The following is a 16055-nucleotide window of genomic DNA, read 5'->3' on the forward strand; positions in this document are numbered from 1 at the left end:
TCTAACTTTTTTTGAAAACAAATATTTACATTTGATTTTTAAAAAATAGGTTAAATAAAATTACTTTATGTCTCAAAACAAAGTTATCCTGGGTAGCGAAGAATGGTGTTCATTTCCTGAATTAGGAATTCCAACTATTAAAGCACGTGTTGATTCAGGAGCAAAAACATCCGCTTTACACGCTATAAACATTGCCCCTTTTATCAAGAATGAAGCAAACTGGGTAAAGTTTGATATCAACCCAATTCAAAATAATCTAAAAACGGTAATTCATTGTGAAGCACCATTAGTTGATAAACGTTTTGTAAAAAGCTCCAGTGGTTTTAGAGAGCAACGTTATGTTATTCAAACCAACTTGAAAATTGGTGATTCGATCTGGCCAATAGAAATGACATTGACTAATAGAGATTCCATGGGTTTTAGAATGCTTTTAGGACGTGAGGCTATGAGCGGAAGGGTTCTTGTAGACCCGGAACAAAAATATCTTCTAGGACAACCTACTTCAGACAGCTTGAAAGAACTATATAAAAATTCCGAAAAAGCAAGTTCTGGTTTGCGTATTGGCCTTTTGGCCAGCAATCCGGAGCTATACAGTAACAAACGTATCATGGAAGCAGGTGAAATGCGCGGTCATGAAATGCATTTTCTGAATATCAAAGAATGTTATATGAAACTGGATGCAAAAACACCGGAAATTCATTACCGTGGAGGAAAAATATTAAATCAATTTGATGCCATTATCCCAAGAATTCGACCAAGCATAACTTTTTATGGCTGTGCTTTAACGAGACAGTTCGAGGCATTAAAAGTATTTTGTTTAAATTCTTCAAACGCGATTACACAATCACGTGATAAGTTGTATTCTTTACAATTACTTTTAAATCATGGAGTAGAAATCCCCACTACAGGATTTGCCAACTCTCCTTTAGATACGGATGATTTGATAAAGATGGTTGGAGGTTCTCCTTTAATCGTTAAATTACTTGAAGGAACACAGGGAAAAGGTGTTGTATTAGCGGAAACCAAAAAAGCTGCAGAAAGTGTGATTAATGCTTTCAAAAGTTTAAATGCCAATATATTAGTTCAGGAATTCATTAAAGAAGCCAATGGAAAAGACATTCGTTGTTTTGTAATTGACGGAAAAGTAGTTGCCGCTATTCAACGGGAAGCAATGCCCGGTGAATTTAGAGCCAATATCCATCTTGGAGGAACTGCTTCAGTAATAAAAGTGACAGCGGAAGAAAAACGCATTGCGATAAAAGCTGCAAAAGCGATGGATTTAAAAGTAGCTGGTGTTGACATTATTCGTTCCTCAAAAGGGCCATTGTTATTAGAAGTAAATTCATCACCAGGGCTGGAAGGGATTGAAGGAGCTACCAATAAAGACATTGCAGGCGAAATGATAAAAGCTATTGAGAAAAATTTTAAGTTAAAATAGCTCCGATTTTTAATATAGAATTCCAATGACAATTAAAACTGTCATTTATCCCTTTACGTAAAACTTCAAACAAAAAATAATGAACACATATCTCGATATTATCTTTCGTAGTGCTGCAGTTTATATTTTCATGCTTATTGCTTTGAGATTTTTTGGAAAAAAGGAATTATCACAACTCAATACTGCTGATGTAATATTAATATTATTGATAAGTAACTCCGTTCAAAATGCAATGGTCGGCCAAAATACAAGTCTTTACGGAGGTCTGGCTGCTGCTGCCATACTTTTTACCATCAATTTTATTTTAAAGAAATTAATGTTTAAGTATCCGAAATTTAGTGACTTTATGCAGGAAAAACCAGAAATCCTGATTCACAACGGTACTTTGGATTTTAAGTCTTTAAGCAAATTAAACATCACTTCAGAGGAGTTAAAAGAAGCGATGCGGGAACATGGAATCGAGTTTTTTAAAGATGTAAAATTAGCTATGCTTGAGATTGATGGTAATATTAGCATTATATCAGGTAATGAAAATCTAAAACAAACCCATTATAAACGAAAACGTATCCATAAAAATTTGAGCGGAATAAACTAGCTCTTACAATAATTTTTACGAGAGTTATAAAGACACTAAAAAGAAGTATTACCGACCCCCGAAATTATGCTTGATTCATTCAAAACCTACTTCCAATCCAAAACCAATCTAACGGACGAACAATTCCTTTCGATTACCGCTACATTGCAATCCAAGAAGGTAGAAAAAGGCACTATCCTACTGCATCAGGGAGCCATTTGTCATCACTCTTTTTTTGTATCCAAAGGACTGTTGCGTTCCTATACCATTGACGAAACTGGAAAGGAGCATATCATTCAATTTGCATCTGAAAATTGGATTATTTCGGATAGGAGCAGTTCTTATTTCAACGAGCCTTCTGAATTATTTATTGATGCCATTGAAGAAACAGAAATTGTTTTTATCGATAAGAATTTTATCGATGCCGCAGCTGAAATTAGTATTACTTTCCGACAACAGGACAATACTGCCTTGCACAATCATATTCGCCAGCTTCAAAAACGAGTAAATCTCCTATTGGGTGCAACAGCAGAGCAACGCTATTTGGATTTTATAACCATTTATCCGAGTCTTACCTTGCGTATTCCGCAATGGATGATTGCTTCCTATTTAGGTATTACACCGGAAACATTAAGCAGGGTTCGTAAAGAATTAGCTAAAAGAAATTTCAAACCGTATTAATTCATTGCAAATTCATTTCTTATTCTATATCAATGTTTCCGATTTTATACAATCGTAAATTTGTACTCTAACAAAATAAGGTATAACATGAAAACAAAAAATATTGAATTAGTATTGGCTCCACCTCCACCACACATGGTTGGTGACGGATTTAGGGTACATAATTTTATCCCGAGCGGACATAATTTAGACATGAAGAGAATGAGTCCTTTTATTATGATGGATTATAATTCTAAATTTTATTTCCCGCCTACGGATCAACCCAGAGGTGTAAGCGTCCATCCTCACCGGGGTTTTGAAACCGTTACAATTGCCTATCATGGAAAAGTAGCCCATCACGACAGTTCTGGAAATATTGGTATCATTGGCGAGGGTGACGTGCAATGGATGACTGCTGCTTCCGGAATTCTACACAAAGAATACCACGAGGCAGAATTCAGCAAAAAGGGTGGTGATTTTCAAATGGTGCAACTTTGGGTCAATCTTCCCGCAAAAGATAAAATGTCAACACCAAAATATCAAGGAATTACCAACGACCACATTAACAAATTTGAACTCCCAGAAAACGGCGGTGTGATTGAAGTTATTGCAGGACAGTACGAGAATATTAAAGGTACCGCTTCTACGTTCACCCCTGTCCATTTGCAAAATGCCAAGTTGAATAAAGGAACCAAAGCGACCTTCCGTTTTCCTGCGAATTTCAACACCGGATTATTGGTAATTGAAGGAAACGTAAAAATTAACAATACAGAAAATGTTCCTGCCGACCATTTTGCATTGTTTGCAAATGAGGGAGAAGAATTTACCGTTGAAGCAACTGAAAATGCAATAGTTTTAATTTTGAGTGGCGAACCCATCAATGAACCTATCGCAGCGCACGGCCCGTTTGTAATGAACACTCAAGCTGAAATCATGCAAGCATTCAATGATGTGAATATGGGAAAATTTGGTTATTTGGAAGAGTAATTTTATTATTTTTATATTTTAAAATACACAAACATGTCAAATATTAAACTGATAATTGAAGAACGCCCGAGCAACATTGGTAACTTTATGGTTGGACGATTGCTTCCGTTTCGAGAAAAAAGAATGGTTGGACCATTTGCATTCATTGATCATATGGGGCCGACCTGCATGAGTGAATATGAAAATTTAGATGTCGGACCACATCCCCACATTGGACTTACGACTTTGACCTACCTATTTGAAGGAAGCATTATGCACAAAGACAGTTTGGGAACTGAAATGGAAATCAAACCCGGACAAATCAATTGGATGACCGCAGGAAAAGGCATTGTCCATTCTGAGCGAACACCAGAATATTTGCGAAAATCCGATAAAATATTACATGGTCTACAAATTTGGGTGGCTTTGCCAAAGGATTTGGAGGAAATAGAACCTTCTTTTTTTCATGTACCTGAAAATCAAATTCCAGAATGGAAAGCTGACAATATTGCTTATAAACTTATAGCAGGGGAAGTACTCGGCAAAAAATCACCTGTTCCGGTTTACAGTCCGCTTTATCTTTTAGAATTAAAAAGCACCACTCGCCAAACAGTGACTATTGGTAACCATTTATTTGGCGAAAGCGCTTTATATATTTTAGAAGGCAGTATAGAAAGTGAAGGTGCCGTTTTTGAACCAAAACAAATTTTGATTGCCAAAGACAGTAAACTCTGCACCTTTGATATGGCAGAAAATACAACAATTTATATTTTTGGAGGAGAACCTTTTCCTGAAGAAAGATATATTTATTGGAATTTTGTCGCTTCAACTAAAGAATTGATTGAAAAAGCAAAAGAAAAATGGTTGGCACAAACTTTTGATAAAGTTCCGGGCGAAAGTGAATATGTTCCACTTCCGGAGCAAAATAAAAAATAGCAATTATGATTAAAATAACAGCGCACATTGGCCAAGATCTTTATAAAACAGAAATAAAATCGGCTAGTAATATGATTATTTCAGATGAACCAGAAAGTGCCGGGGGAAAGGATTTAGGCTTTGCACCAAAAGAACTTTTAGCATCCTCCTTAGCAGCTTGTACGTGCATTACATTACGCATGTATGCCAGCCGGAAAGAATGGGATTTAACAGCTATAAAAGTGGAAGTCACTTTTGAAAAAGATGCAATTGAAAATAAATCAAAAATGATGCGCAACATTCAATTATTTGGGAATTTAGACAACGCACAAAAAGCAAGATTATTAAACATTGCCGATAGATGCCCAATGCATCAAATTTTAACTAACCCTATCCAAATTTTAACCGAATTAAATTAAAAATCATGATAATTGAACAAATAAACGAAACTAAAAAAGGCTATTTTAGAGCTTATGACAATGAAATTGAAGCTGGAAGAATGACCTATACTTGGGCTGGAACTGAAAAATTTATCATCGATCATACTGAAGTGAATCCTGATTTTGCAGGACTAAGTGTGGGCAAAAAAATGGTGCTGGAAGCCGTACAATACGCGAGGGAAAATAATCTTAAAATCTTGCCTTTATGCCCTTTTGCCAAGAGTGTATTTGACAAAATGGAAGAAATTCAGGATCTTTTGTTTTAAAAAAAAATTAAACTTAAAAAGCATAAAACCATTCAAATTGAATGGTTTTTTTATATGAATTTTATAAAGCCTAGAACTATAAAAACAAACTAAGGAAATAATAAACCAATGCAGCTAAAATAGCTGAAATAGGAATCGTTAGCACCCATGCCCAAATTAAACTTACAGTCACACCCCAACGAACTGCAGAAACACGCTTCGTTAAACCAACTCCAATTATAGAACCCGTTATAGTATGTGTTGTACTTACCGGAATTTTTAAATGCTCTGTAAAATACAAGGTTAAAGCTCCTGCCGTTTCAGCAGCAACACCTTCAAAAGAAGTTACTTTAGTAATTTTAGAACCCATTGTTTTCACAATCTTCCAACCGCCACTTAAAGTTCCCGCTGCAATCGCAGAATAACACGCTAAAGGAATCCACGCCGGCATTTTAAACGCTCCTTCTTCATTAGGAAGTACTACGTCTAACCAGCTTGGTAAAGTTTCCTGCGAAACTCCGCTCGTATGAATATAAACCGCAACTGCTGCTGCAATAATACCCATTACTTTTTGGGAATCATTTCCACCATGTCCTAAACTAAAGGCCGCGGAGGATAATAATTGCATCTTTTTCAACCATTCAGTAGCCTGACTAAGATTTAAACTACTAAAAATCAAACAAAAGACACTAACAGACAAAACAATGAATGCTACCAAAAACCATTTAATGTTATGTGCCTCAAACACTACACTCCAAAAAGGAGAATCGAAACGAGGTTTTTCAATCTGATCATAATACAGCATTTGGCTTTCCACAAACCAAATAGTCAATGCTATAAGAGATAGGGTAAATAATTTTGGGTAAATACTTTTTTTAGAAGAACTTAAAAGCCAAATAGATATTAAATAAGAGATCAAAGCGCCTAGTAACGGTGCCAAAATAATAAAAGCAACAATTATTAAAACTCCAGAAGGCATTCCTCCATCTTTCCCTTCCTTATACCACGATACAACTTCAAAACCAGCATGTGCAATTGCTGCTCCGGCAAATCCACCTATTAAAGTATGAGAAGAACTCGAAGGTATTCCAAGCCACCAGGTCAGCAAGTTCCAACATATAGCCGCGATTATACCCGCGAGAATTACTACCAGATTGATGTCCATTGTATTCGCGGTTTTAGCAACTGTATCAGCAACTCCAAAACCAAAAACCCAATAGGCCAAAAAATTAAAAAAAGCAGCCCAAAGTACCGCTTGAAATGGAGTCAGAACTTTTGTGGCAACAACGGTAGCTATAGCATTTGCCGCATCATGAAAACCGTTGATATAGTCAAAAATTAAAGCTAGAACTATAATAATTATTAGTAAAGTGAATTCCATAAAATAGTATTTCAGAATAAAACTGATGAATTAAGAATGTTTTACAGCGATTGATTCTAAAACACTTGCAACACTCTTACATTTATCAGTTGCCGATTCTAAAACTGACAATACTTCTTTATATTTAATAATGTTTTTTGCGTCGGTTTCATTTTCAAATATTTCAAATACCGCTTTATTATAAACAGTATCGGATTTATTTTCCAACTTGCTAATTCTTGCACAAGCATCTGTTATATGCTTGATTTTTTTAAAACTTTTCAGCTCTTTTACTGCAACATCAATATTTTGACATGCTTCAAGATTTATTTCTGTCAATTTTCTAATTGATTTTGTAATCTTATCTACTTGATACAATCTCATTCTACTGGCTGCCCCATGAAGATTATCTGCTACATTATCAATTGAAGTAATCAGGGAGTGAATATCTTCTCTATCAAAAGGAGTGATAAAGTTTCTGCTTAATTCCAAATTAGTCTGACGTGTGATGTCTTCTCCTTTTTGTTCTAAAGTATCAATTTTTTGAAAAAGAACTTCTCTTTCTTTCAATGGAAGATTAACCGCTTCGTGCAGATTTGAGGCCAATTCAATTAAATTACTGGATGCTTCTTCGAAAAGAGGAAAGAATTTTTTGTCTTTTGGAACTAAAAATTGGAAAATACTATTTATTGACATTTTATTAGATTTTAGAACTGCAAAATTAGTTCATTATTTTAAGGTAATGTTAAGCTATTGTTAACAAATCGTCTTCAATCTGAAAACTGTTCAGAAAAGAAACGGTTTTTTCAATGTCATAATGTAAAATTCGGTCTTCTTTTACCAAAGAAACTTCTTCACGATAGGCACTTAAAAACATTTCAATAAAATCACTTGATTGTAGTGGCCTTCTATATTCTATAGCTTGGGATGCATTCATCAGCTCTATCGCTAAAATTCGCTCCAGATTGTCCATAACACGCAACGCCTTTGTGGCGCCGTTTGCTCCCATACTAACATGATCCTCTTGTCCATTGCTGGACACAATGCTATCAATACTCGAAGGTGTTGCCAGTTGCTTGTTCTGGCTTGCAATACTTGCAGCAGTATATTGTGGAATCATCAAACCGGAATTCAAACCCGGATTATCCACTAAAAATGCGGGAAGATTTCGTAATCCCGAAATCAATTGATAGGTTCTGCGCTCCGAAATACTTCCTAATTCCGCTAAAGCAATCGCCATAAAATCTAACGCTAAAGCCAGCGGCTGTCCATGAAAATTTCCTCCGGAAATGATTTGATCACTCTCGATAAATATATTAGGATTATCGGTCACAGAATTGATTTCCGTTTTGAATACTTTTTTCACGTAGTCAAAAGCATCTTTAGATGCTCCATGAACTTGAGGCATACATCTGAAAGAATACGGATCTTGAACATGCGTTTTTTCTTGTTCGATAATTTCGCTTCCTTCGAGAAAACCTTTTATGCGATTCGCAGTTATAATCTGGCCTTTGTGAGGACGAATAAAATGAATCAACTCATTAAAAGGCTCAATTCTCCCATCAAATCCTTCAAGGGAAATCGTTCCTATCAGATCAGCCAAATAAGAAAACTTATTCGCTTTCATTAAAATATGCGCACCATAGGCACTCATAAATTGCGTTCCGTTTAATAAAGCCAGACCTTCTTTGGACTGCAAAATAATAGGTTCCCAATTAAAATGCTTTAAAACTGCACTGGAATGCACTTTTTTACCTTCAAAATAAACATCACCTTCGCCCAATAACGGTAATGATAAATGTGCCAGGGGCGCCAAATCACCAGAAGCTCCAAGCGAACCCTGAGTATAAATTACAGGCAATATATCATTGTTATAAAATTCAATCAATCGCTCCACTGTCTGCAGTTGAATTCCCGAATGACCATAACTCAACGATTGAATTTTAAGCAGCAGCATCAATTTAACAACTTCATTTGGAACTTCATCACCTGTACCGCAGGAGTGCGATTTCACGAGATTTTCTTGAAGCTTTGATAAGTTTTTATTCGAAATTTTCACATTACATAGCGAACCAAAACCCGTATTGATTCCATAAATAGGCGCTGAATGCGTAGCCATTTTTTTATCCAAATAATCCCTGCATTTCTGGATGTTTATTTTTGCTTCATCCGATAATGCCACTATTTTTTGTTGCACTATTATCTCGTTTAAAACTTCTAATGAAAGTACTTCAGTGCTTATATAATGTGTGTTTTCCATCCTCTTTGTATTTAAGTGCCAAAATTGAATAAATCAATATTAAAAAGCAACATTTTTTATTAATAATTTAAAATTCACACCTAAAAAAATCCAATTAATAGATTTCATGCAAAATAGCTCCTATAAACAGCGCTCCTTATAAACTCTTAAACTAAATGGCAGTCAGATTTTCAATAGCAAAATAATTTATAGGTATAAAATTAGAGAAATTCGTGCTGTATTATAGGCAAAGGCGAATGAATTTAGAATTTAAGTATAATTAAAAGTGTACAATAACTATCCGACAGCCTTGCAAAACCCATACAATTATAAGAATCATACCAACAAAAAGACTATTTATTGAAAAATACTTATTTTTCATCCAAATGCAATTGAATTTTTAAAATATTCGCAAAAACCAAATTAAGTGTTCTGGATTTTATAAAAAACTGTACTTTTGGGAAATCAAAATGACAAACAACAGATCAACATATCAATCTTCGATAACAACTCAAAGCTGGGTTGCAATTTCTGTTATATTTACTGCTACAACAACTACAACTACCCCTTAGGGGTATTCATTTTACATATAATCCTATTTATTATACTTTTTCCTGAAGGGAGAAAGATTTTGGATGTATAAAAAACATTGCATTTTTAAAATAAAACACATACAATGAAAGTATTAAAATTTGGCGGAACTTCAGTTGCCAATGCACAAAATATAAAACTGGTTCTAGATATTGTCATCAATAAAGCAAAAGAAGAAAAATTAGTAGTAGTGGTTTCTGCTTTTAGTAAAGTTACTGATATGCTTCAACTCGCTTCTCAAAAAGCGGCTGCTGGAGACGAAACCTTCAAAGATATTCTTGCCGAAATAGAGAAAAAACATTTAGATGCCTTAAAAGAATTTATTCCTGTAAGTGAACAAAGCAGCCTGTTAAGTCATATAAAAAGAATTATAAATCATCTTGAAACGTTACTAGACGGTTGTTTTCTTTTGGGCGAATTATCCACAAGGACTTCCGATACTATTTTAAGTTTTGGGGAACTACTATCTTCTTACATCATCTCTGAAGCATTAAAACAAAATCTAAATAATAGTGGCTATAAAGACAGTCGCGAATTAATAAAAACCGATAATCATTTCGGAAAAGCTACAGTAAATTTTGAAGTTACAAATCAATTAATTGCGGACTATTTTGCTTCGAATGAAAATCAAGTGGTTATAATGCCTGGCTTTATTGCCGCATCACTTGAAGGAATTAACACTACTTTAGGTCGCGGTGGTTCCGATTACTCTGCTGCTATTATTGCAGGTGCAATAAATGCATCTGACTTGGAAATCTGGACCGACGTAAATGGAATGTTTACTGCCAATCCAAAGATTGTAAAACAAGCACAGCCTATTGCTACTATTTCTTACCAAGAAGCGATGGAGTTGTCCCATTTTGGCGCCAAAGTTTTATATCCACCAACAATCCAGCCAGTATTAAGAAAGAATATTCCAATTCATATCAAAAATACTTTTGAACCGCAAGCAGAAGGAACTTATATTTCAAATAGTGCAGCACCTCATACTAATCCTGTAAAAGGAATTAGCCACATTGATAATATTACTTTAATCACACTTGAAGGACCAGGAATGATTGGTGTTACAGGTTCTTCTAAAAGACTTTTTGAAGTATTATCGCAGGAAAACATCAACGTAATTTTTATTACTCAAGCGTCATCGGAGCACTCTATTTGTATCGGTATTTTAAATTCTGATGCCAATGTGGCTGAGGATGCGATTAACAAAGCTTTTGAAATAGAGATTTTGCAAAACAAAATTGATCCATGTATCGTAGAAAAAAACCTTTGTATTATTGCTTTGGTTGGTGAAAATATGAAAAACCATCAAGGTTTAAGCGGAAGAATGTTTAGTACTTTAGGAAAAAACAACGTAAACATTCGAGCGATTGCACAAGGTGCTTCCGAAAGAAATATCTCTGCAGTTATTAACGAAAGAGATGTTAAGAAGGCATTGAATACCTTACATGAAAACTTTTTTGAAGAAAACACCAAACAATTAAACCTATTTGTAATGGGCGTTGGAAATGTAGGTGAAAAATTCATTGAGCAAATTCACCAACAAAAGAAATTCTTAAAAGACAACCTGAAAATAAACCTAAGAGTAATTGCTTTGTCCAATTCCCGAAAAATGTATTTTGATGAGGATGGAATCTCTTTAAAAGAATGGCAATTCGCATTAGAAACCGGGGAACCTGCTGACAAAGAAAAGTTCATCGCAAATGTAAAAGCACTTAATTTGCGCAACAGTATTTTTGTTGACATTACCGCAAATGAAAGTGTATCCAAAACATACGAAGAGTATCTTAGACAGAATGTTGCCGTAGTAACCTGTAATAAAATTGCTTGTGCATCTGAATACGACAATTATAAAAAACTAAAAAAATTATCAAGACAGTTCAACGCTCCTTTCTTGTTTGAAACCAATGTTGGGGCTGGATTGCCAATTATCGATACCGTAAAAAACTTAATTGCCTCAGGTGATAAAGTGAATAAGATCCAAGCTGTTTTATCAGGAAGCTTAAACTTTATCTTTAATAATTTTGATGAAAATCATAGTTTTCATGATGTCGTTAAAGAAGCTGGTGTACAAGGGTTTACAGAACCTGATCCTAAGATTGATTTAAGCGGAATTGACGTTGCCAGGAAGATACTTATTCTAATACGAGAAAGCGGTTATAAAATGGAAATTGATGAAATTGCCAACGAATCTTTCTTGCCTGCTGAATGTTTAGATACCATTTCAAATGAAGCCTTTTTTGAATCGTTAACAGAACATGCCGCTCATTTTGAAGCTATTTATAAAGAAGCGCTGAGCAAAGATTCACGATTGAAATATGTCGCTCAATTCGAAAATGGAAAAGCAAATGTTGGCTTACGATTTATTCCGAAAGACCATCCTTTTTATAATTTAGAAGGAAAAGACAATATCGTATTGTTCTTTACGGACCGCTACGTAGATCAGCCTTTATTAATAAAAGGAGCTGGTGCAGGAGCTGCGGTTACGGCTTCAGGAATATTTGCGGATGTAATTAGAATTGGAAACGTGTAAAGAAGTTACAAAATTATAGGTTCAAATAAGCTAAGAAATAACCTTTTGAACTTTTGAACCTATGCCCCTTTGCATCTTTAAACCTTTGAAACTAAAAAAAAATGAATGAAATAAAAATATTTTGCCCCGCGACAATAGCTAATCTTTCCTGCGGATTTGATGTCCTTGGACTTTGTTTAGAAACTGCGGGTGACGAAATGATTATTAGAAAATCAAACATAAAAGGCGTTCGCATTACTAAAATAGTTGGTGCAGACTTGCCTTTAGAAACAGAAAAAAATGTAGCTGGTGTTGCCGCTTTGGCAATGCTAGAAGCAGTAGAAACTGAGTTTGGGTTTGATATTGAAATTTATAAACACATCAAAGCGGGAAGCGGAATTGGAAGCAGCGCAGCAAGTTCAGCTGGAGCCGTTTTTGGAATCAACGAGTTACTTGGAAAGCCATTTACAAGAAAAGAGTTGGTTCAATTTGCGATGCAAGGAGAAAAACTAGCAAGTGGAAATGCGCATGCCGATAACGTAGCTCCTGCCCTTTTGGGTGGATTTACTTTGGTTAGAAGTTACAATCCTTTGGATATCATAAAAATCGAAAGTCCTTCAGAATTGTATGCGACTGTTGTACATCCGCAAATTGAGTTAAAAACGTCAGATGCTCGTTCGGTATTGAAGCAAACCGTTTCCTTGAAAAGTGCCATTATGCAATGGGGAAATGTTGGCGGATTAATTGCTGGATTGTATACCAAAGATTATGATTTGATTGGTCGTTCCTTACATGATGAAATTGTGGAACCGTTGAGAAGCGTCCTAATTCCAGGATTTGATTTAATCAAGCAAACTGCTTTAGAAAATGGAGCATTAGGTTCCGGAATATCCGGCTCAGGTCCTTCTATTTTTGCTTTAAGCAAAGGAAAGGAAACTGCTGATAAAATCGCAAAAGCTATGAGTGCTGTCTACGATGCAATGAATTTACCATATGAAATTCACGTTTCAAAAGTGAATGATCAGGGAATGAAAATAATTATATAAGCAGTACGTTTTAGGCGTTAGGAAATAGCTTACTGCCTAAAGTGTACCGCACAAAGTAACTAGTATAAAATGAAATATTACAGTTTAAACCATAACGCACCAAAAGTTTCTTTCCAAGAAGCCGTAATACAAGGATTAGCAGCAGATAAAGGCTTGTATTTCCCTGAAACGATTACTCCACTAGATCCAACTTTTTTTGATAGTATCGAAAATTTAAGCAATGAAGAAATTGCTTTTGAAGCCATCAAACAATTTGTAGGTGACGAAATCCCCGAAACAACTTTAAAGCAAATCATCGCTGAAACATTGTGCTTTGATTTTCCAGTGGTTGAAGTAGAAAAAGGTATTTATTCACTGGAATTATTTCATGGTCCAACGATGGCTTTCAAGGATGTAGGCGCTCGTTTTATGTCACGTTGTCTGGGTTATTTCAATAAAGATAATAAAGACAGTAAAAACACAGTTCTTGTCGCTACTTCGGGTGATACCGGTGGTGCTGTCGCGAGTGGGTTCCTTGGTGTAAAAGGCGTTGAAGTGATTATCTTGTATCCATCGGGAAAAGTAAGCGATATTCAGGAAAGACAATTAACTACTTTAGGACAAAATATTAAAGCACTCGAAGTAGATGGTGTTTTCGACGATTGCCAGGATATGGTCAAAAAAGCGTTCTTGGATGAGAGTTTGAAACATAAAAATCTGACTTCCGCGAATTCGATTAATATTGCACGTTGGTTGCCACAGATGTTTTATTTCTTCTTTGCGTATAAAGCATTAAAGAAGCAAAACAAACCATTGGTGTTTTCTTGCCCAAGCGGGAACTTTGGAAATATTTGCGCGGGTATCATTGCCAAAAAAATGGGATTGCCTATTAATCATTTTGTAGCTTCTACAAATGTAAATGATACCGTACCAAGATTTTTAGAAAATGGAATTTACGATCCAAAACCTTCGATAGCTACGATTTCGAATGCGATGGATGTGGGCAACCCAAGTAATTTTATCCGTATTCAGGAAATGTATCAAAATGATTTGGAGCAGTTCAAAAAAGATTTCTCATCATTTACTTTCACAGATGCAGAAACTGTTGAAGCAATGAAAACCATTTATAATTCCGACCGTTACATTGCAGAACCACACGGTGCAGTTGGGTATTTAGGATTAAAGAAAGAATTACTAAATCACCCGGATGCGATTGGCATTTTCTTAGAAACTGCCCATCCGATAAAATTTTTGGATACCGTAGAACCAACATTAAATGTAAAACTGCCTATTCCCACACAAATTGAAAGTGTGCTAAACAAGGAAAAAGTAAGCGTAAAAATTAAAAGCTATGACGAATTAAAATCATTTTTGGCATAGCACACTATAAACTAAAATACAAAACGACTGGAAATGAACTTTCAGTCGTTTTTATTTATGAAAATTAGTTTTCTAAAATAATTAAGTTGGTCGAACGAAACACACACAAACGACAAGGGATTTAGTTAAAATCTTCAACAACCTACAATCTGGATCACACTAATTTTACTAACAGAAAATAGAGGTTACAACCTATTAAACTTAAACTTCTGTCCACCAATGGATGCCTCATACATGAGCCCTCCCTTTTGCATGGTGAACACCATAACACCATCAGTATACTTTACATTCGCTGAGGCACCTTCTGTTACGGCTACTGCTGACGCTTGCGCGGAAAACTCGAATCGGCTTTCTTTAAACCGTTCCAATTCCTTTTTTGACTCAAAAAATATTACCTCCCGATACGCTTGTCCACCTGCCTGAAATCCTATACTAAGCTGAGACAACTTTGCCATACCTATTTTCTTGTTGCGTTCATAGACAACACCGTTACCGGCTGCACCTCCAACGCCGAATCCCGCTTTGCCAACATTAGGAAAAATGACATAGCCATAAGCTTGGTCAAAAATTCCTTTCATAAGAGCATCACTTTTAATGAACTCAGCCTTTGCCGCATGGCTGTCAGCGATAATTTTATTCTTTTTAGAGGTCGACTGTCCGGAAACAAGCGTTACATTTAGTACACAAGCCATCACTATTACCCAAATAATATTTAAATTTTTCATAACTATATCTATTGAATTGTCCTTTTATTTTTCTATTCAAAGATAATACAAAAAATTTTCTAAAATCAACAAAACATACTGATTTTCAATACAATACATGTTTTTTTTTATCAATTTATTACACAGTTATAACACAAAAAAAGAAGCCATTAGCTTTATTTTAATTTTCAAGTTATTCATCTGATAGTAGCACAAGATAATATAAACTTTAAAGACAGTATAAAATTGATATTGAATAAATGACTTAAGTAAGCGCTCTAAAATCCTTCAAGTCCACTCCTGAGATATGTGATGAATCCATAAATTTACTGCAAAGACTAAGCAAACTATTTAGATTACTCAATACAGCTATCGTGCTCATAAAACGCAAATCCAATAAAAAAATTTTGATTTTTCATCAGCCGCACTTAATACTCACTTATGGCGTCAATCAAAAAACGGAAACAACTCTTAAAGTTATTTCCGTTTTTTACTCCATACCGAATGGTTCCTGCTTTTAGTGCTAAGAAACAAATTAGTTTCTAGTATACACTATAATACCTCCATTAGCATCTTTTACCTTTAACTCCGTAAACGTAAGATTAACAATATCTTTAGTTGTAGTTACACCCCCAATTACTGTTGTTAAATTATTATGGGATCTAGAATAAATCCCTGAGTTAGTTTCCAACGCGCATGCACTAACTGTTGAATCATAATCTCCTTCAGTGAGCGTATTATCAAGATTGAGGTCCAGATAATCTTTATCGCACCCACTTTCATTTTGTGGTGGATCAATCAAATATTCCTGTCCAGAAACGGTAGTCCCTACTTTGGTAATATTCCATTTTCCTGCTAAAGGAGCTAGAGTTTCACCTTCATTATCATCAGTACTGCAAGAGGTTGTAAATAATCCGATGCTTAATACTAAGACGAGTAATACATTTCGCTTTTTCATTTTAATATCTTTAAATTGTTGGATACGAAATTAGGGGTATTACTTTGG

Annotated in this window: 15 protein-coding genes; 10 read left to right on the forward strand and 5 right to left on the reverse strand. The window is 35.1% G+C overall.

Translation table 11 applies throughout. The annotated features are described in order from the left end of the window. Positions 1 to 67 precede the first annotated feature (67 nt). The 7 genes from rimK (at position 68) to ACNQGN_RS09270 (ending at position 5259) form a co-directional block, all read left to right on the forward strand. A complete protein-coding gene (gene rimK / locus ACNQGN_RS09240) occupies positions 68 to 1438 on the forward strand; it encodes a 30S ribosomal protein S6--L-glutamate ligase (protein WP_417987535.1) in 1371 nt (456 codons plus the stop codon). A gap of 79 nt (positions 1439 to 1517) precedes the next feature. Beyond that, positions 1518 to 2033, forward strand: a complete 516-nt coding sequence (locus ACNQGN_RS09245; protein WP_417987536.1) for a DUF421 domain-containing protein — start codon at positions 1518 to 1520, stop codon at positions 2031 to 2033. 66 nt (positions 2034 to 2099) lie between these two features. After that, complete coding sequence (locus ACNQGN_RS09250) at positions 2100 to 2693, forward strand: Crp/Fnr family transcriptional regulator (RefSeq protein ID WP_417987537.1); 594 nt, start codon at positions 2100 to 2102, stop codon at positions 2691 to 2693. Positions 2694 to 2780: 87 nt separating this feature from the next. Beyond that, complete coding sequence (locus ACNQGN_RS09255) at positions 2781 to 3659, forward strand: pirin family protein (RefSeq protein ID WP_417987538.1); 879 nt, start codon at positions 2781 to 2783, stop codon at positions 3657 to 3659. A 33-nt stretch (positions 3660 to 3692) separates the two neighbouring features. Beyond that, complete coding sequence (locus tag ACNQGN_RS09260; RefSeq protein WP_417987539.1) at positions 3693 to 4574, forward strand: pirin family protein; 882 nt, start codon at positions 3693 to 3695, stop codon at positions 4572 to 4574. A gap of 5 nt (positions 4575 to 4579) precedes the next feature. After that, positions 4580 to 4972, forward strand: coding sequence for an OsmC family protein (locus ACNQGN_RS09265; protein ID WP_417987540.1), 393 nt, complete (start codon positions 4580 to 4582; stop codon positions 4970 to 4972). 5 nt (positions 4973 to 4977) lie between these two features. Further along, entirely contained in the window at positions 4978 to 5259 is a 282-nt protein-coding gene (locus ACNQGN_RS09270) for a GNAT family N-acetyltransferase (RefSeq protein ID WP_417987541.1), read from the forward strand. Positions 5260 to 5335: 76 nt separating this feature from the next. Here ACNQGN_RS09270 and ACNQGN_RS09275 read toward each other — a convergent pair whose 3' ends face one another. The 3 genes from ACNQGN_RS09275 to hutH are packed head-to-tail and all read right to left on the reverse strand — an operon-like array spanning position 5336 to position 8858. Then, positions 5336 to 6619 carry an inorganic phosphate transporter gene (locus ACNQGN_RS09275; protein WP_417987542.1) on the reverse strand — a complete coding sequence of 428 codons (1284 nt, stop codon included), beginning with the start codon at positions 6617 to 6619 and terminating at the stop codon, positions 5336 to 5338. A 30-nt stretch (positions 6620 to 6649) separates the two neighbouring features. Then, positions 6650 to 7294: a DUF47 domain-containing protein gene (locus ACNQGN_RS09280; RefSeq protein WP_417987543.1), complete on the reverse strand. Its 645-nt coding sequence runs from the start codon at positions 7292 to 7294 to the stop codon at positions 6650 to 6652. Positions 7295 to 7343: 49 nt separating this feature from the next. Further along, positions 7344 to 8858 (reverse strand): histidine ammonia-lyase, encoded by a 1515-nt coding sequence (gene hutH / locus ACNQGN_RS09285; RefSeq protein ID WP_417987544.1) that lies wholly within the window; start codon positions 8856 to 8858, stop codon positions 7344 to 7346. 655 nt (positions 8859 to 9513) lie between these two features. On the opposite strand from hutH, the gene thrA reads away from it, so the two are divergent. The 3 genes from thrA to thrC all read left to right on the forward strand — a co-directional run bounded on the left by thrA (position 9514) and on the right by thrC (position 14345). Then, the gene (thrA, locus tag ACNQGN_RS09290) at positions 9514 to 11961 is read left to right on the forward strand and encodes a bifunctional aspartate kinase/homoserine dehydrogenase I (RefSeq protein WP_417987545.1); all 2448 of its coding nucleotides are present in this window, start codon (positions 9514 to 9516) and stop codon (positions 11959 to 11961) included. Between the two features lie 101 nt (positions 11962 to 12062). Further along, entirely contained in the window at positions 12063 to 12986 is a 924-nt protein-coding gene (locus ACNQGN_RS09295) for a homoserine kinase (RefSeq protein ID WP_417987546.1), read from the forward strand. A 69-nt stretch (positions 12987 to 13055) separates the two neighbouring features. Beyond that, positions 13056 to 14345: a threonine synthase gene (thrC, locus tag ACNQGN_RS09300; protein WP_417987547.1), complete on the forward strand. Its 1290-nt coding sequence runs from the start codon at positions 13056 to 13058 to the stop codon at positions 14343 to 14345. 185 nt (positions 14346 to 14530) lie between these two features. Here thrC and ACNQGN_RS09305 read toward each other — a convergent pair whose 3' ends face one another. Together ACNQGN_RS09305 and ACNQGN_RS09310 are read right to left on the reverse strand one after the other, a co-directional pair. Continuing rightward, positions 14531 to 15070 carry a lipid-binding SYLF domain-containing protein gene (locus ACNQGN_RS09305; RefSeq protein ID WP_417987548.1) on the reverse strand — a complete coding sequence of 180 codons (540 nt, stop codon included), beginning with the start codon at positions 15068 to 15070 and terminating at the stop codon, positions 14531 to 14533. 514 nt (positions 15071 to 15584) lie between these two features. Further along, positions 15585 to 16007, reverse strand: coding sequence for a lipocalin family protein (locus tag ACNQGN_RS09310; protein ID WP_417987549.1), 423 nt, complete (start codon positions 16005 to 16007; stop codon positions 15585 to 15587). Positions 16008 to 16055 lie beyond the last annotated feature (48 nt).

The organism is Flavobacterium rhamnosi (assembly GCF_048286515.1).
Classification (GTDB): Bacteria; Bacteroidota; Bacteroidia; order Flavobacteriales; family Flavobacteriaceae; genus Flavobacterium.